Origin of the sequence: Agromyces rhizosphaerae, assembly GCF_027925245.1 — a bacterium.
GTDB lineage: Bacteria > Actinomycetota > Actinomycetes > Actinomycetales > Microbacteriaceae > Agromyces > Agromyces rhizosphaerae.
This window is the reverse complement of sequence record NZ_BSDP01000001.1, coordinates 1,552,101-1,568,076: the sequence shown is the minus strand read 5'-3', so window position 1 is coordinate 1,568,076 and position 15,976 is coordinate 1,552,101. Positions and strand designations below refer to the sequence as shown.

12 protein-coding genes and 1 tRNA gene are annotated in these 15,976 nt (G+C 72.3%); 5 read left to right on the top strand and 8 right to left on the bottom strand.

Annotation, left to right across the window (positions count from 1 at the left end; genetic code table 11):
* Nucleotides 1–3 precede the first annotated feature (3 nt).
* The 4 genes from QMG39_RS07340 to QMG39_RS07325 all read right to left on the bottom strand — a co-directional run bounded on the left by QMG39_RS07340 (nucleotide 4) and on the right by QMG39_RS07325 (nucleotide 4,612).
* Complete coding sequence (locus QMG39_RS07340) at nucleotides 4–534, bottom strand: FHA domain-containing protein FhaB/FipA (RefSeq protein ID WP_281883575.1); 531 nt, start codon at nucleotides 532–534, stop codon at nucleotides 4–6.
* Nucleotides 531–1,268, bottom strand: coding sequence for an FHA domain-containing protein (locus tag QMG39_RS07335; RefSeq protein WP_281883573.1), 738 nt, complete (start codon nucleotides 1,266–1,268; stop codon nucleotides 531–533). Before QMG39_RS07335 ends, QMG39_RS07340 begins: the two co-directional genes overlap by 4 nt.
* Nucleotides 1,269–1,331: 63 nt before the next feature.
* Nucleotides 1,332–3,842 carry a glycoside hydrolase family 65 protein gene (locus QMG39_RS07330; RefSeq protein ID WP_281883571.1) on the bottom strand — a complete coding sequence of 837 codons (2,511 nt, stop codon included), beginning with the start codon at nucleotides 3,840–3,842 and terminating at the stop codon, nucleotides 1,332–1,334.
* The gene (locus QMG39_RS07325) at nucleotides 3,839–4,612 is read right to left on the bottom strand and encodes an HAD family hydrolase (protein ID WP_281883569.1); all 774 of its coding nucleotides are present in this window, start codon (nucleotides 4,610–4,612) and stop codon (nucleotides 3,839–3,841) included. Before QMG39_RS07325 ends, QMG39_RS07330 begins: the two co-directional genes overlap by 4 nt.
* Nucleotides 4,613–4,827: 215 nt before the next feature.
* Here QMG39_RS07325 and QMG39_RS07320 point away from each other — a divergent pair.
* Nucleotides 4,828–4,914: transfer RNA gene (locus tag QMG39_RS07320), tRNA-Leu, on the top strand.
* A gap of 54 nt (nucleotides 4,915–4,968) precedes the next feature.
* Here QMG39_RS07320 and QMG39_RS07315 read toward each other — a convergent pair.
* Entirely contained in the window at nucleotides 4,969–5,910 is a 942-nt protein-coding gene (locus tag QMG39_RS07315) for an AraC family transcriptional regulator (RefSeq protein ID WP_281887197.1), read from the bottom strand.
* Nucleotides 5,911–6,223: 313 nt separating this feature from the next.
* On the opposite strand from QMG39_RS07315, the gene QMG39_RS07310 reads away from it, so the two are divergent.
* The 4 genes from QMG39_RS07310 (at nucleotide 6,224) to QMG39_RS07295 (ending at nucleotide 11,594) form a co-directional block, all read left to right on the top strand.
* Nucleotides 6,224–7,678 (top strand): aldehyde dehydrogenase family protein, encoded by a 1,455-nt coding sequence (locus QMG39_RS07310; protein WP_281883567.1) that lies wholly within the window; start codon nucleotides 6,224–6,226, stop codon nucleotides 7,676–7,678.
* An 85-nt stretch (nucleotides 7,679–7,763) separates the two neighbouring features.
* On the top strand, nucleotides 7,764–8,900 hold the full coding sequence (locus QMG39_RS07305; RefSeq protein ID WP_281883565.1) for a sugar ABC transporter substrate-binding protein: 1,137 nt from the start codon (nucleotides 7,764–7,766) through the stop codon (nucleotides 8,898–8,900).
* 88 nt (nucleotides 8,901–8,988) lie between these two features.
* The gene (locus QMG39_RS07300) at nucleotides 8,989–10,512 is read left to right on the top strand and encodes a sugar ABC transporter ATP-binding protein (protein ID WP_281883563.1); all 1,524 of its coding nucleotides are present in this window, start codon (nucleotides 8,989–8,991) and stop codon (nucleotides 10,510–10,512) included.
* A gap of 38 nt (nucleotides 10,513–10,550) precedes the next feature.
* Nucleotides 10,551–11,594: an ABC transporter permease gene (locus QMG39_RS07295; RefSeq protein ID WP_281883561.1), complete on the top strand. Its 1,044-nt coding sequence runs from the start codon at nucleotides 10,551–10,553 to the stop codon at nucleotides 11,592–11,594.
* Between the two features lie 31 nt (nucleotides 11,595–11,625).
* On the opposite strand, the gene QMG39_RS07290 is transcribed toward QMG39_RS07295, so the two are convergent.
* The 3 genes from QMG39_RS07290 to QMG39_RS07280 all read right to left on the bottom strand — a co-directional run bounded on the left by QMG39_RS07290 (nucleotide 11,626) and on the right by QMG39_RS07280 (nucleotide 15,932).
* A complete protein-coding gene (locus QMG39_RS07290; protein WP_281883559.1) occupies nucleotides 11,626–13,017 on the bottom strand; it encodes a hypothetical protein in 1,392 nt (463 codons plus the stop codon).
* Between the two features lie 78 nt (nucleotides 13,018–13,095).
* Nucleotides 13,096–13,788 (bottom strand): response regulator, encoded by a 693-nt coding sequence (locus tag QMG39_RS07285; RefSeq protein ID WP_281883557.1) that lies wholly within the window; start codon nucleotides 13,786–13,788, stop codon nucleotides 13,096–13,098.
* Nucleotides 13,785–15,932 carry a sensor histidine kinase gene (locus QMG39_RS07280; RefSeq protein WP_281883555.1) on the bottom strand — a complete coding sequence of 716 codons (2,148 nt, stop codon included), beginning with the start codon at nucleotides 15,930–15,932 and terminating at the stop codon, nucleotides 13,785–13,787. The genes QMG39_RS07285 and QMG39_RS07280 overlap by 4 nt, the downstream gene beginning before the upstream one ends.
* Nucleotides 15,933–15,976 lie beyond the last annotated feature (44 nt).

Below are 15,976 nucleotides of genomic sequence, written 5' to 3'. Positions count from 1 at the left end.
CGGTTACCGTCGCAGCTCGAACGTGGTCGCGCCGACCTTGACGGTCGTTCCGAGCGGCACCGCAGCGGGCACGGTCACGCGGGAGCCGTTCAGGAACGTCCCATTCGTGGAGTCGAGGTCCTGGATCATCCACTGGTTGCTCCAGAGCATGAGCCGGGCGTGGTGGTTGGAGGTGTAGTCGTCGCGGATGATGATCGACGAGTCGCTCGAACGGCCGATCGTGATCTCGTCGCGACCGAGCGGGAACTCGCTGCCGGCCTTCGCGCCCGACGTGATGACGAGCTTCGACGCATTGTCGGTGGTCGCGATGTCGCCGGATGCGGCCGCGGCGGCGGATGCGGCCGCGGCGCGGGGCGCGTCGGTGCCGCGCGGCGGCGTCGGGGGAGCGTTGGACCCGGAGGCATCCGCCGTCTGGAGCTTGCGCACGCGCTGGCCGAAGAGATCGCTGCGCAGCGCCCACACGATCGAGAAGACGAAGATCCACATCAGCGCGAGGAACGACAGCTGCAGGACCAGGAGGGTGAGTTCGCTCATTCAGCGGGCCCCCAGAACCCGTTCATGTCGTGGCGCTTGGTCTGAGGGGCACCGCCGCCGGCCGAGGGCGCGGCCTGGGCGAGCACCCGGAACACGATGCGGGAACGGCCGACGGTGATCACCGAGTCGGGCTCGAGGATCGCCTCGCGCACGGCGTCGCCGTTCAGCTGGGTGCCGTTGGTCGACCCGAGGTCGCGCACCCGCGCCCGGCGTCCGTCCCACTGCACCTCGACGTGCTTGCGACTGGCGCCCGAGTCGTCGATCGTGATGTCCGCCTCGCTGCCGCGGCCGATCACGGTGCGTCCCTTCATGATCGGGTGACGCCGGCCGCCGATGTCGAGCACCGGGGTCCAGGCGATCTCGCCCTTCACGTTGCTGGAGTCGACCTGCACCATGCCCTCGGACAGGCCCTGGTCGGCCTCGAGCGAGATCTGGATGCCGCCCGCGAACTGGAATCCCTGGCTCGCCGCGTGCTGCTGCACGACATCGGTCAGCTCGTCCACGAGGGCGGGGCCCAGGCTCTGCATGCGCTGCAGGTCGGCGCCCGACATCCGCACCCGGAAGGTGTTCGGCACGAGCACGCGGTCGCGGGAGACGACCGCCGCCTTGGTGTCGAGCTCGCGCTTCAGCGCGGCGGTGATCTCGACCGGCTGCAGCCCCGAGCGGAAGGTCTTCGCGAACGCGCCGTTGACGGCGCGTTCGAGACCCTTCTCGAAGTTGTCCAGTAGGCCCACAGGTCTCCCGATCCGCTTGGTTCCTCAGTGCATGTTAGCTGCAGCGCCTCCGGGCGCCGTTCGTCAGTCGAAGCCCGCTGTGGACTCGGACTCGTCGACGTCGACGGCGAGCGTGGGCATCGAGGCGGTGAGCAGCGTGCCGTCCGCGCGGCGCGTGCCCTCGACGTCGCGCATGTTCGGAGTGCCGTAGTGACGGGGCCCCTGGCCGTGCAGCACGACCGTCACCGGCTCGCCGTCGCGCACGATGACCTCCTCACCGCGCACGGTGAACTGGGCCTCCGCGCCGGACTCGACCGTGAACGTCATCGAGGACGCCTCGAGCTCGACGCGCACGCGCGTCTCGCGGATCGTCAGGCGGAAGACCAGCCGGTCCCAGTCGTCGGGCAGGCGGGGGTCGAACGTGAAGACGCCGTTGTGGTCGCGGAACCCGCCGAACCCGTAGACCAGCGCGCTCCAGACCCCGCCCGTCGATGCCACGTGCACGCCGTCGGCCGCGTTGTGGTGGAGGTCGGCGAGGTCGACGAACAGGGCCGCGCGGAAGTACCGCATGGCCAGCTCGTGGTAGCCGACCTCGGCCGCGATGATCGACTGCACGACCGCCGAGAGCGTCGAGTCGCCCGTGGTCAGCGGGTCGTAGTACTCGAAGTTCGCCTGCTTCTCCTCGGTCGTGAACTGGTCGCCCTGCAGCAGCAGCGCGAGCACGACGTCGGCCTGCTTCAGCACCTGGAAGCGGTAGATCACGAGCGGGTGGTAGTGCAGCAGCAGCGGCCGGCGGCTGGCCGGCGTCGACTCGAGGTCCCAGAGCTCCTTCTCGAGGAACGCCGAGTCCTGCGGGTGCACGCCCAGCTGCTCGTCGAACGGGATGAACATGTGCTCGGCCGCGCGGCGCCACTCGTCGGCCTCGTCGGGGTGCAGGTCGAGGCGGTCGACGGCGCGCGCGTAGGCCGCGGGCGCGCGTCGGCGCAGCTCGTCGACCGCGAACGCCGCGGCCTTCAGGTTCCCCTTCGCCATGACGTTCGTGTACAGGTTGTCGTTCACGACGGTCGTGTACTCGTCGGGACCCGTCACGCCGTGGATGTGGAACACCTCGATCGAGTTCGAGCGCCAGAAGCCGAGGTCCTCCCACATGCGGGCGGTCTCGACCAGGACGTCGATCGCGCCGCGCGCCACGAAGTCCTCGTCGCCGGTCGCGGCCACGTACTGCACGAGCGCGTGGGAGATGTCGGCGTCGATGTGGTACTGCGCGGTGCCCGCCGCGTAGTAGGCGCTCGACTCGAGGCCGTTGATGGTCCGCCACGGGAACAGGGCGCCGCGCTGGTTGAGCTCGCTCGCCCGGGCGCGCGCCGGCTCCAGCATCCGCTGTCGGAATCGCAGCACGTTGCGCGCGGTGTTCGGCGCCGTATAGGAGAGGAACGGCATCACGTAGACCTCGGAGTCCCAGAAGTAGTGACCGCCGTAGCCCGAGCCCGAGACGCCCTTCGCCGCGACGCCGCCGCCGTCGGTGCGCGCGGTCGCCTGGGCGAGCTGGAACAGGTTCCAGCGGGTCGCCTGCTGCAGGGTCGGATGCCCAGGGATCTCGACGTCCGTGCTGGCCCAGTAGTCGTCGAGCCACTCGCGCTGGTCGACCATGAGCTCCTCGACGCCGACCTCGCCGGCGCGGTCGAGCGTGCGGTCGCAGCGGTCGGCGAGCTCGCGCACCGGCACCGAGGCCGCCGTGTGATAGCTGAAGAGCTTCGTGATGCGGATGGGCTTCCCCTGCTCGGCGCGCATCCGGTACACGTGCTTGGCGAGGTCGTCCTCGATCGTGGTCGTCTCGTCGAACGGGTTCTCGGTCTCGATGCGGTGCTCCGTGCCCGCGACCACGGTCATCCCCGAGTTGGTGCAGCGGTAGCCGAGCAGGTACCGGCCGTCGCGCTCGCGCTTCAGCCGCGGCTGCAGCACCCGCTCGGTGAACTGCTCCGCCTTGCGCGGGTCGAACGGCTCGATCGCGCCCTGCACGCCCGAGCGGTACTCGTCGCGGCCGTCCTGGCGGTTCAGCATCTGGCTTGAGATGGTCACCGCGGCGTCGGCGTCGAGCAGCTCGACCTCGTACTCGATCGCACCGAGGTGGCGGTCGGTGAAGGACACCATGCGGCGCGAGCTGATCTGGACGCGCTTGCCCGAGGGGGTGCGCCACTCGAGCGAGCGGGAGAGGATGCCGGTGCGGAAGTCGAGTCGGCGCTCGTAGCTCATCAGCTCGGCGTTCGTGAGCACGAGCGGCTCGTCGTCGACGTAGAGCCGGATGGTCTTGGCGTCGGGCGCATTGACGATGGTCTGGCCCACGCGGGCGAAGCCGAACGCCTCCTCGGCGTGCCGGATCGGCCAGGTCTCGTGGAACCCGTTGATGAACGTGCCGTGCACGTGCCCGTCGCGGCCCTCGTCGACGTTGCCGCGGAGCCCGAGGTAGCCGTTGCCGACCGCGAACATGGTCTCGGTCTTGCCGATGTCGTCTGCGGAGAACTCGGTCTCGACGAGCGCCCAGTCGTCGATGGGGAACCGGTTGCGGTTCAGCGGGTCGTGGTCGGCGAACCTCATGATCCGGCCTTTCGGTGGTGCTGGGGGAGCAGGGGGATGAGCTCGTCGAGCTCGAACACGACCAGGTCGGCGCCGAGCCGGAGCAGGTTCTCGTGGCCGGCGCCGCGGTCGACGCCCACCACGAGCCCGAAGTCGCCGGCCGCGCCCGCCTGCACGCCGGACTCCGCGTCCTCCACGACGACGCACGCCGTCGTGGGGAGGCCGAGCAGCTCCGCACCGTACTCGTACGTGTCGGGGGCGGGCTTGCCGGGGATGCCGTGCTCGGCGGCGACGCCGCCGTGCACCACGACCTCGAAGCGGTCGGCGAGCCCCGCGGTCGCGAGGACCGCGGGCGCGTTCTTCGAGCTGGACACGACCGCGACCTCGGCGTCGGTCGCCGCGAGCGCGTCGAGGAACGCGACGCTCGCCGGGTACGCGGTCACGCCGTCCTCCGCGAGGGACTCGTTGAACGCGTCGTTCTTGCGGTTGCCGAGCCCGCACACCGTCTCGGCGGTCGGCGGGTCGTCGGGCGTCCCCTCGGGCAGGGTGATGCCGCGGCTGGCGAGCAGGCTCCGCACCCCGTCGTACCGAGGCTTGCCGTCGATGTACGCGAAGTAGTCGCCGGTCTCGTACGGCTTCACGCCGTGGGCGCGCAGGAACGGGTCGAACAGCCGCGCCCACGCGTGCATGTGGACCTCGGCGGTCGGCGTGAGCACGCCGTCCAGGTCGAAGAGCCAGCCGCGGATGCCGGTCAGGTCGGGCTGCGCGGTGGAGTCGTCCGTCGTCGCCACTACGGGTCCTCTCGGTGGAAGGTGGGGTGCGAACGGCGTCGTTCCCGTCTCTTGATGCTAGAGGGCGGATGCCGCATGCGCATCGTTTCAGTCCGTCGGGATCGCCTCGGCGCGAGCGGTCGCCCGTCGCATCCGCTCGGGCCCCGAATGGCATGTGCGCCGCCGAAGTGTTAGTCTCTGTTGGCTGGCGCGCCATGTGCGCGTGCCGGTGGTGAGCGCAAGTGGCGGAATAGGCAGACGCGCACGGTTCAGGTCCGTGTGCCCGAGAGGGCGTGGGGGTTCAACTCCCCCCTTGCGCACCAGACAGTCGAAGGCCCGGGGCGGATGCTCCGGGCCTTCGTCGTTCCCGGGCCGGGTCAGGCGGCGGAGTGCGCGGGGATCCGTGGCGCGTGCAGGTCGCGGTACTCGCGCGGCGTCGCGCCGTACTCGCGGCGGAACGCGCGGGCGAACGTGGTCGGGTCGCTGAAGCCGGCGCGCACGGCGACGTCGGCCACCGGGTCGTCCTCGTCGCGCAGCATCCGCTCGCCGATGCGCAGTCGCGTGCGGCGCAGGAAGTCCGCAGGGGTCGTGTCGTTGCGCTCGAACAGCAGGTAGAGCTTGCGGCGCGAGATGTAGTGCCGGTGCGCGACCGAGTCCAGCGACAGCTCGGGGTCTGCGGCGTGGTGACGCAGGTGCTCCTCGATCGTCGCGAGCAGCGCCGCCGGCGTCTGCGGCAGCACCTCGCTCGCCGTGAACGACGAGCGGATCATGGTCGCCGCGAGGTCGCGGGTCGCCTCGGCCAGCTCGTCGACGCCCGACGGGGTGGCGAGCGGCACGGCGGATCGCAGCGCCGACGCGTGGGCGAAGAGCGTGCGGGTGGAGGCGTTGGAGGGCACCAGCAGCCGGCGGCAGGATTCGTCGATGAGCCGGTTGGGGATGCCGAGCGAGCTGCGCGACACCTGGATGATGAGCTGCCGCTGGCTCGGCGGCGAGTAGTCGAGGTAGTACGCCTGGTCGGTCGCGTAGCTCGTGACCGAGCCGGGGCCGACGCGCACGCTGCGCTCGTTCTGGGCGACCAGTCCGGTCGAGCCCAGCTGCAGCGAGAGGTGGAGGTCGTCGCCGTCGGCGTGCCGCGCGGTGCGCGCGGTGCGCTCCGCGCTGTGCCCCGCGCTCTCCACCGAGGAGACCGTCAGCCGGTCGTCGATGCGGAGGTGCTCCATGCGTCCGTAGAAGCACTCCTCGAACGACAGGCACGACAGCGGGACGAAGCAGCGGGAGACGATGTCCTCCCACTCGTCGGCGGTCTGCACCTCCTGCACGTCCAACCCGCGCGCCTCCTCGCCTGTCGTGCCGAGGCGGTGCGGCCGCTCCTGCTGTGGATGCCGACGCCACCTCGCGTCGCCGGAAACGTACGCCCGCGGCCGCCTCGACGTCAAGGCGCGATGCCCCGAAAACGGCATGAGCACGCGGATCGTGCACGAATCGTCACCTCCGGAGACGGGATGCGCGGCCGTGCACGAATCGTCAGTCGGAGCTGGCGGAACCGCCGGTAGCGTCCCTCGACAACACCGGCGGTCATGCGAGACGCCGGACGGTCGAGGGACGCACTGGGGCGTCCGGGAGGAAGTACCGATGACGTTCTTCGAGCAGTCGACGTGGGATGGCCGCACCTGGATCGGCGGGTGGGCGACGACCGCCGCGACGGCCGATGTCGTGAACCCGGCGACGGGCGAGCGGATCGCCACCTACGCGACGGCGACGCCCGACGACGTCGACCAGGCGACCACGCTCGCCGTCGACGCGCAGGTCGAGTGGGCCGCGCGGCCGGCCGAGGAACGCGCGGCCGTCATGCGCCGGGCGGCCGCCCTGATCGAGGAGCACTCCGACGTGCTCGGGCACTGGCTCGTGCGCGAGGCGGGCTCCGGCGAGGGCAAGGCCGCGTTCGAGGCCGGCCTCGTCGCCGGCGAGTTCCACCTTGCGGCGGCGACGGCGATGATGCCCTACGGGCAGCTGCTGCAGAGCAGCCGCCCCCGACTCAGTCTCGCGCGTCGCCGGCCGGTCGGCGTGGTCGGCGTGATCTCGCCGTTCAACTTCCCCGCGATCCTCTCCGCGCGGTCGATCGCCCCCGCGCTCGCGCTCGGCAACGCGGTCGTGCACAAGCCCGACCCCCGCACCACGGTGGCCGGCGGCCTCTTCTTCGCCGCGCTGCTCGAGGCCGCGGGACTGCCGCCGAACGTGTTCTCGGTGCTGCCCGGCCGCGCCGAGGTCGGGGCCGCGGTCGTCGACGAGCCGCGCATCCCGGTCATCTCGTTCACGGGCTCGTCGGAGGCGGGTCGCGTGATCGGCGCGCGCGCGGGGCAGCTGCTGAAGCGGGCCCACCTCGAGCTCGGCGGCAACAGCGCGCTGATCGTGCTCGACGACGTCGACGTGGCCGCGGCCGCATCCGCCGGTGCCTGGGGCTCGTTCCTGCACCAGGGCCAGATCTGCATGACCACCGGCCGCCACCTCGTGCACGAGGCGATCTACGACGAGTACGTCGAGCGCCTCGCCGAGAAGGCGCGCGCGATCCCCGTCGGGGACCCCTCGGCGGGCGCCCCGCTCGGACCGCTCATCGACGCGGGGCAGCGCGACAAGGTGCACGCGATCGTCACCGAGTCCGTCGCCGGCGGCGCGAGCCTCGTCGCGGGCGGCGAGTACGACGGGCTCTGCTACCGGCCGACCGTGCTGGGCGAGGTGCGCCCGGAGCACCGCGCGTTCGCCAAGGAGATCTTCGGCCCGGTCGCACCGGTCACCAAGGTGGCATCCGTCGACGAGGCCGTCGAGCTCGCCAACGCCACCGAGTACGGCCTCTCGCTCGGCATCCTCGCCGGCGACGCGTTCCGCGCGTACGAGCTCGCCGACCGCATGCGCACCGGCATCGTGCACGTCAACGACCAGACCGTCGACGACGAGTCGCAGGCGCCGTTCGGCGGCACAGGCCTGTCGGGCACCGGCAGCCGCTTCGGCGGGCACGAGGCCAACATCGACGCGTTCACCGAGACCCAGTGGGTGACCGTCCAGTCGCAGGTCGCGACGTACCCCTTCTGAACTCCGCACCGCTCCCGCACCACCTGACCGACGCACCATCCCGACAGCACCGCACCGAGAACCCAACCAGAAAGGAAGTGCAACGATGCACGCACGAACGAAGAGGGCGGCACCGGCCGCGCTCCTGGCCGCAGGCGCGCTCCTGCTCACGTCGTGCTCGAGCGACGGCGGCACCACCACCGACGGCGACGAGACCACCGACGAGAGCGCTGTCGCCGCGGCCGAGGAGTTCCTCGTGCCGTGGAACGGCGAGGGCGACAAGACCCTGCTCATCGACGAGCCCCTCGAGGCCCCCGTGGCGGAGGGCACCCACGTGGTCTACCTCGACGTGGGCACCCCGGTCAGCGCCGTGATGTGGGGCAACCTGCAGGCGCCGGCCGAGCTGCTCGGCCTCGAGCTCGAGCGCGTCGAGGTCGGTCGCGACGCGCAGTCGGTCAACTCGGCGATGAACTCGGTCGTCGAGATCGCGCCCGACGGCGTCATCAACATCACCCTCGACCCGGTCTTCTTCGAGTCGCAGATCGAGCAGCTCGACGAGCTGGGCATCCCGCTGGTCAGCGGCTCGGTCATGAACACGGTCGAGTACGGCCTGCCCGAGGCGTTCAACGGGCCCGACTGGATGCGCGCGAACGGCGAGGCCCTCGGCGCCGCCGCGATCGCACGCTCGGGCGGTGCCACCGAGTTCGTGTTCTACAACATCCCGGAGTTCCCGTTCTCGCCGTACGAGCTCGAGGGCGCCGAGTCGAAGATCGCCGAGCTCTGCAGCGAGTGCACCCTCCGCACGGTGGACATCCCGATCGCGGAACTCGGATCGACGGCCGCCGACCGGGTCGTGAGCGACCTGCAGGCGAACCCGCAGACCGAGTACTTCATCTCGGCGGTCGACGAGGTGCAGCTCGGCCTCCCGGCGAAGCTCGACCTCGCGGGCATCGAGATCCAGGGCATCGGCATGTGGACCCCGCCGCCGAACTACGAGCAGATCTCGGCGGGCGACCAGGACGCGACCCTGTCGGTCGACCTGAACCTCATGATGTGGACCGTGCTCGACCAGCTGCTCCGCGAGATGGGCGGGCAGGACTACGAGTGGCCGGACGCCGGGACGTCGGCGTCGTCGCTCACGCGGGTCACCGACGCGAGCAACGTCCCCGAGGACCCGGTGGTCGGCTACGTCGCGATCCCCGACTACCAGGACCAGTTCGCGGCCAACTGGCTCGTCGACTGATCTCCCCACCCACTGCCGGGGAGGCGGCCCCTGTGCCTCCCCGGCAGTGCCCTTCCCACCACCCCGAAGACCAGAGAGAGGATGCCCCGTGACCCACGAGATCGGAGAGCCCCTGCTCCGCGTGCGCGGAATGCTGAAGATGTTCCCGGGCCTCGTCGCGCTCGACCGGGTGAGCCTCGACGTCCACCCGGGCGAGATCGTCTCGGTCGTGGGACAGAACGGCTCGGGCAAGTCGACGCTCGTGAAGATCCTCGCGGGCGTCTACGCCGCCGACGGCGGCAGGGTGGAGCTCGCCGAGGGCACGGGGCTGCACTTCATCCACCAGGACCTCGCGCTCGTGCCGGAGCTCTCGGCCGCGGAGAACCTCGCGCTCATGCGGGGAACCGGCGCCGGCGGGCTCGCGCCGTTCCACGACCGGCGGCGCAGTGCCCGGGCGCGCGAGCTGGTGGCGCGCTTCGGCCCGGTGTTCGACGTCGACGTGCCGGTGCGCACGCTCACCCCGGCGCAGCGCGCGGTCGTCGCGATCAGCCGCGCGCTCGACGGATGGACCCACTCCGCGAACGTGCTGCTGCTCGACGAGCCGACCGAGTCGCTGCACCGCAGCGAGGTCGACGTGCTCTTCGAGGCGGTGCGTCGCCTCGCGGCCGACGGCACCGGGATCGTCTTCGTCTCGCACCGCCTCGACGAGGTGCTCGGGCTCTCCGACCGCATCGTCGTGCTGCGCGACGGGCACAAGGTCGCCGACGAGCCCGCGCACGAGGTCGACGAGACGCGGCTCATCGGATTCATCACGGGCGCCGAGGACGGCGCCACCGTGCGGACCGCGCCGGTCGTGAGCCCTCCGGAACCGCGCGAGGAGCGCGCCGGGGACGGCGCTCCGGCGAGCCCGACCGCCCTCAGCGTGCGCGGGCTCCACGGCGCGAGCGTCGAGGGACTCGACCTCGACCTGCGGCCGGGCGAGATCGTCGGCGTGGCGGGCGTGCTCGGGTCGGGTCGTGAGGCGGTGCCGTCGCTGCTGTACGGTGCCGGCGAGGCATCCGCCGACATCTTCGACGTCTCGGGCCAGCCGTACGCCGATCGCTCGCCCGCCGCGAGCCTCGGCCGGGGCATCGCGTTCGCCCCGGGCGACCGCGCGCACCTGGGCATCGTGCGCGAGTTCACCGCGCGCGAGAACCTGACGCTGCCGCAGCTCGGCACGGTGACCGGCGGCCTCGGTCGCATCCTGTCGCGTCGCGAGCGCGCGGAGAGCGACCGGCTCCTGACCGAGTACGACGTCAGGCCGCACCGGGCCGAGCAGCGGATCTCGCTGTTCTCCGGCGGCAACCAGCAGAAGATCGTGCTGGCCCGTGCGCTGCGCGACCGGCCGAGGGTGCTGCTGCTCGACGAGCCCACGCAGGGCGTCGACGTCGGCGCGAAGGCGACGATCTATGCCGCGATCGGCCGGGCCGCCGCCGACGGCACGGCGGTGCTCGTGAGCTCCTCCGACGCGAAGGAACTGCTCGCGATCTGCGACCGCGTCGTCGTCATGCGCGACGGCCGCGCGGCCGCGGTGCTCCAGGGCGACGACCTCACCGAACACCGACTCATCGCCGAGGGGTACGGCCTGCCGTGACCTCCACCTCCCCGAACACCCGCAACAGAGGAGCATCCGTGACCAGCAGACGCGCCGAGATCCGCCGCGCACTCTCCTTCCGCAACATCAGCGCGATCTACATCTTCATCGTGCTCTTCGTCGTCTTCACCATCTGGATCCCGGAGAAGTTCCTGCAGGTGGGCGTGTGGCGCTCGCTGCTCGACGCCGAGGCGCTCACCGGCATCGCCGCGATCGCCGCGCTCATCCCGCTCGTCGCGGGGTCGCTGAACCTCGCGGTGGGCGCGCAGGTCGGATTCAGCGCGATCCTGGCCGCATGGCTCCTCGGCGTGGCGCAGCTGCCCATCGCCGTGGAGCTGCCGGCCGTGCTGCTCGCCGGCGCGCTGATCGGCCTGGTCACCGGCCTCGTCATCACCAAGCTCCGCGTCGAGCCGATCATCGCCACGCTCGGCATGAGCTCGATCCTGCTCGCCGGCATGGCGTGGGTCTCGAACAGCCAGCAGATCCTCGGGCTCGACCCGGCTTACCGCGAGATCGCGACCTCGCGCTTCCTCGGCATCACGGTGCCGGTCTGGGTGCTGCTCGCCGTCGCGATCGTGACCTGGTACGTGCTGGAGCGCACGCCGGTCGGGCGCCGCATGTACGCGGTCGGGTTCGCGCCCGAGGCGTCCCACCTGGCGGGGATCGGCGTCGACCGCCTGCGCATCGGCTCGCTCGTCGCGGGCGGCGCGCTCGCGGCGCTCGCCGGGGCGCTGCTCACGAGCCGCCTCAACGCGGGCGACCCGACGGTCGGGCCGTCGTTCCTGCTGCCCGCGCTCACCGCCGTGTTCCTCGGCGCCACGCAGTTCCGCGCCGGGCGCTTCAACGTGCTCGGCACGATCGTCGCGCTGTACGTGCTCGCCGTGGGCATCAAGGGCCTCCAGCTCGCGGGGCTCCCGCGCTGGGTGAACGACCTCTTCTACGGCATGTCGCTCATCCTCGCCGTCGCGCTCTCCCAGTGGGAGAAGCGGGAGAAGCGCAAGGCCGCCGAGGGGGACGACGCAGCGGAGGAGGACTCGTCGCCGACGCCGCCCGCGAAGGACGGTGTCGCGGCCGGGGGCTGAGCCCGGGGCATCCGCCGCCCGGTCGCATCCGTCACCACTGGAAGAAGTAGAGGTGCTGCAGGGTGATCGCCAGCGCCAGCTGGATCGCCAGCGCGGGTCGCACCCAGGCGCGCGGCAGCAGGGCGGTGCCGACCAGCAGCCAGGGCACGAAGGGCAGCCAGATGCGCTCGACCTCGGCCTTGCTCATCTGCGAGAGGTCGGCGACGAGCAGCGTCGCGGCGGCGGCGAGGGTGAGCACCACGACGACCTCGACCGGGCGGCTCCAACTGCGCCACTCGCGCACGCGCGCTGCGGTGAGACCGACGGATGCCCCTGCCACGAGGCCCGCACTGCACGCGAGCGCGGCGAGGTCGCCCCAGATCCAGTACGACGCCGGGCGGCGGCTGGCGATGCCGTCCCAGTATCGGTCGACCAGCACGGGGTAGGCCTCCCACCACGCGAACCCGGCGGCGGCGAAGACCAGCACGGGCACGAGGGCGGCGCCCACCGCCCACGGCAGCGGCCGCCAGTCGCGCCCGAGCACGAGCACCGCGACCGCGAGCAGGCCCATCAGTACCAGGCCGTACGACAGCAGCACGCCGTAGCCGAGCAGCAGGCCCGCGCCGATCGCCCACGCGGCGGTGGCCGCGTGCGAGGCGGCGCGGGTCGCGTACGCGAGCAGGCAGAGCCCCCACGCGGTGAACGCGGCGAAGAGCGCGTCGCCCGAGACCGCCATCCAGATGGCGGAGGGCCCGAGCACGAGGAACGGCGCGGCGCGGCGCGCGGCGAGCTCGGCGCCGAACCGGCGCATCGTCAGCATGACGGCGAGCGGGATGGTCGCGGCGAGCCCGAGCACGAGCCACCCGGCGGCGGCGCCCGATCCGAGCCCGATGCGCACGAGGCCGACGAAGAGGACGAGCGCGCCGGCCGGATGCCCGGCGATGTGCACCCGCCAGTTGTCGGGATGGTCGCGCGGGATGCGCTCGATGAACTCCTCGAGCGTCGCGCCCAGGTCGGTCACCTCACGGGCCGTGGGCAGGTACTCGATGTCGGCGTCGAGCACCGCGGCGATGCCGTCGAACCCGTCGACGAGCGCGAGCATCGCGAGCCACGCGGCACCGGTCAGGTAGGCCGCGAGGAGCAGCCAACCCCAGCGCAGCCGCATCGCGAGGGGAGCGGCGCCGACGAGTGCGAGCACCGCGATCGCGATCGCCGGCGCGCTGCCCGGCCCGAAGCGCGGATCCCAGAACCCGTGCAGCGGCGGACCGCCCTTGACGGCGACGTCCCACCCGGTCCAGAGCGGGATGAGCACGGATGCCGCGACGAGCAGCGCAGCCGCCGTGATGCCGACCCACGTGATGCGGTGCGCGCGTCGGGTCGGGCCGACCAGGTCGTCCACCGGGGCATCCGCTCGGCTCGCCTGCTCGGGCCCCGGACTCGTCATGGCTCGACCCTACGGCCGGGGCCGCGCGGCGCGGGAGGCCCGTTCGGGTTTCGTCACATCCTCGCCGCGCCGGCCGCGTCAGGCGCCCCGGCCGAGACCCGCCTCGCGGGCGGCGACGATCGCCTGCGCCCGGTCGGAGACGCGGAGCTTGGCGAAGATGCTGGAGATGTGGTTGCTCACGGTCTTCGTCGAGACCTGCAGACGGTGGGCGATGCCGGCGTTGTCGCGGCCCTGGGCGATGAGGTCGAGCACCTCGCGCTCGCGGTCGGTGAGCTCGGGGAAGGCCGTGACGGTCGGGCCCGTGGCATCCGCGTGCCGGAAGAACGCGGTGAGCTGCTGCGCGACCGCCGGACCGAAGAGCGCCTCGCCGCGGGCTGCCGCCCGGACCGTGCGGAGCACGTCGGCGGTGTCGGCGCCCTTCAGCACGTAGCCGCGCGCGCCGGCGCACATGGCGGCGAACAGCGAGTCGTCGTCCTCGAGCATGGTGAGCATGACGACCGCGGTGCCGGCGTGGTCGGCGGTGATGCGACGGGTCGCCTCGATGCCGTTCATGTCGGGCATCATCACGTCCATCAGCACGACGTCGGGGCGCAGCGCCTCGACCTGCGCGATCGCCTCGGCACCCGTCTCGGCGCTGCCGACGACCTCGGCATCGTCGGCGCGGCCGATGAGCGCGGCGAGGCCGTCGCGGAAGAGGCGGTGGTCGTCGACGACGAGCACGCGCACGGCGGGCGCGGCGCTCGGCGGGGCATCCGCTCGCGTCTCGGTCACGACGCCGCCTCGGACGAGGCCTGCTCGGCGACGGCCGCCTCGCGCAGCGGGATGGTGGCGACCACCTCGACGCCGGCCGGGCCATTGCCGGCGTGCACTGCGAATCGTCCGCCGAGCTCCTCGGCCCGCTCGCGCATGGTGCGCATCCCGAGCCCCGTTCCATCGCCCTCGGCCATGCCGCGGCCGTCGTCGCGCACCGCGACGACCAGCGCCGGCCCGTCGATCGCGAGCGTGACCGTGCACCGCGTCGCGCGCGCGTGCCGGATCGCGTTGGTGACCGCCTCGCGGGCGATGTGGTACCCGGCGACCTCCACGGCCGCGGGCACCGGCGGCAGCGGATCGGGCACCGACGCGATGCGCACGGCCATGCGCCCGGAGCCGTCGAGCTGTGACGCGTGCGCGCGGAGCGCACCGGCCAGGCCGAGCTCGTCGAGGGTCGGCGGGCGCAGTGCGTGCACGAGCCGGCGCACGTCGGCGACGAGCTCACGGTTGCGTTCCTTGAGCGCGGCGGCGACCTCGGCCGCGCCCTCGGGATCGCTGCCGACCCGGTCGAGGATCTCGTCGAGCTGGAACGTCTGCGCCGCCAGCGACGGGCCGAGCCCGTCGTGCAGGTCGCGGCGGATGCGCCGGCGCTCCTCCTCGCGGGCCAGCACGAGGCGCTCGCGGGACGCGCGCAGGTCGGCGGTGAGTCGCACGGTGCGGGCGACGGATGCCGCGGGGCCGGCGATGTCCGCGAGCAGCGCGAGGTCGCCCTCGGAGAGGGGTTCGCGCGGTGATCGGGGCGCCGCGATCAGCCGGCCGACGAGTTCCCCGCGGTCGCGCAGCGGCACCGAGGCGCCGGTGCCCGGAGGCGGCGGAGTGCCGTGCGCGGCCTGCACCACCCAGGCGCCGTCCTGCTCGAGCTCGACCGCGACGCCCGGCAGCTTGAGCGACTCGCCGACCGTGTCGACGAGGGTCTGCAGCGTCTCCTCGGGCGTGCCCGCCTCCGACAGCAGGCGGCCGAGTTCGGACATGACCGCGTAGGGATCGTCGCGGCGTCCGAACATCACGCGGTTGACGACGCGCTGGAGCGCGTCGCGCAGCGGGGCCACGCCGACGGCCACGAGCACGGTCGCACCCAGCGCGAGGGTCGGCTGCTCGACCGGGAGGAGGCTTCCGACGCCGACGACGAGCACGACGTAGACCGCGGTGATCGTCAGCGTGAGCGTGCCGTAGACCACGGTGCGGTTGATGACGAGGTCGATCGAGTGCAGCCGGAAGCGCAGCACGGCGATGCCCCAGGCGACGGCGAGCCCGACCAGCGCGATCGAGCCGACGACGTCGAGCGCCGGGGCGAGGCCGAGGTCGACGCCGAAGACGTTGAACGCCAGCGAGTTCAGCACCTCGCTCGCGAGGAGTGCGAGCAGCACGAGCGCGAACGCGAAGACGACCCAGGCCAGTTGCTGCCGGGTCTCGCGTGACCGGGCGCGCCGCCACCGGGTCACCAGGCTGCCGAACGACACCACGACGGTGGCGGCCACGAGCACCAGCCAGGGGAGGCCGACGGTGAACTCCAGGACCTCCGCGGGCAGCACGATGACGCCCAGCGGGTTGGACGGAGGCTCGTCGAGCGCGAACATGAGGTTCTCGGCCGGGCGTGCGACGAACGCGAAGAACGCGATGTAGGCGATCCAGCCGGCCGCGACGGTGGCCACGGCGCGCCGCCAGCCCGGCGAGGCCGCGGTGCCGTCGGGGAAGAGCGACGGCAGCAGCAGCACGCCGAGCAGGAAGCCGATCGGGAAGAGGTCCTGCAGCCACACCGCCGCCGCGGCGAGCGGAAGCCCGTCGGGCACGGCGAGGAGGGCGTAGTACCCGGCCGCATTGACCACGATCGAGGTCGCGCCGAACGCCAGCATGAGCGCGCCGTACCCGGTCGGTCCGCCGCGCACGACCACGAGCGCCCCGACCGACGCCATGGTGAGGGCGAACAGCGAGCCCGCGGCATCCGCCAGCGCGAACTGGCCGACCAGCAGGCTGTCGGCGCCCGCCAGCGCGAACACCACCCACGTGGCCAGCCAGGCGGCGACGACCAGGAGCCACACCGCGACGGCGGCGACGGTGGCTGGCGAGGCACCCCGGCGCAGCACGGATCGTGGCTGCGTCATCGAGGTCGTCTCGGCCACCGTCGCCTCCGGCGATTGGAGTGCTG

Excerpts from the sequence above, each read along its gene's own strand:
- QMG39_RS07340 (WP_281883575.1), bottom strand. The coding sequence starts at position 534 with ATGAGCGAACTCACCCTCCTGGTCCTGCAGCTGTCGTTCCTCGCGCTG.
- QMG39_RS07330 (WP_281883571.1), bottom strand. The coding sequence starts at position 3,842 with ATGAGGTTCGCCGACCACGACCCGCTGAACCGCAACCGGTTCCCCATC.
- QMG39_RS07310 (WP_281883567.1), top strand. The coding sequence starts at position 6,224 with ATGACGTTCTTCGAGCAGTCGACGTGGGATGGCCGCACCTGGATCGGC.
- QMG39_RS07305 (WP_281883565.1), top strand. The coding sequence starts at position 7,764 with ATGCACGCACGAACGAAGAGGGCGGCACCGGCCGCGCTCCTGGCCGCA.
- QMG39_RS07290 (WP_281883559.1), bottom strand. The coding sequence starts at position 13,017 with ATGACGAGTCCGGGGCCCGAGCAGGCGAGCCGAGCGGATGCCCCGGTG.
- QMG39_RS07280 (WP_281883555.1), bottom strand. The coding sequence starts at position 15,932 with ATGACGCAGCCACGATCCGTGCTGCGCCGGGGTGCCTCGCCAGCCACC.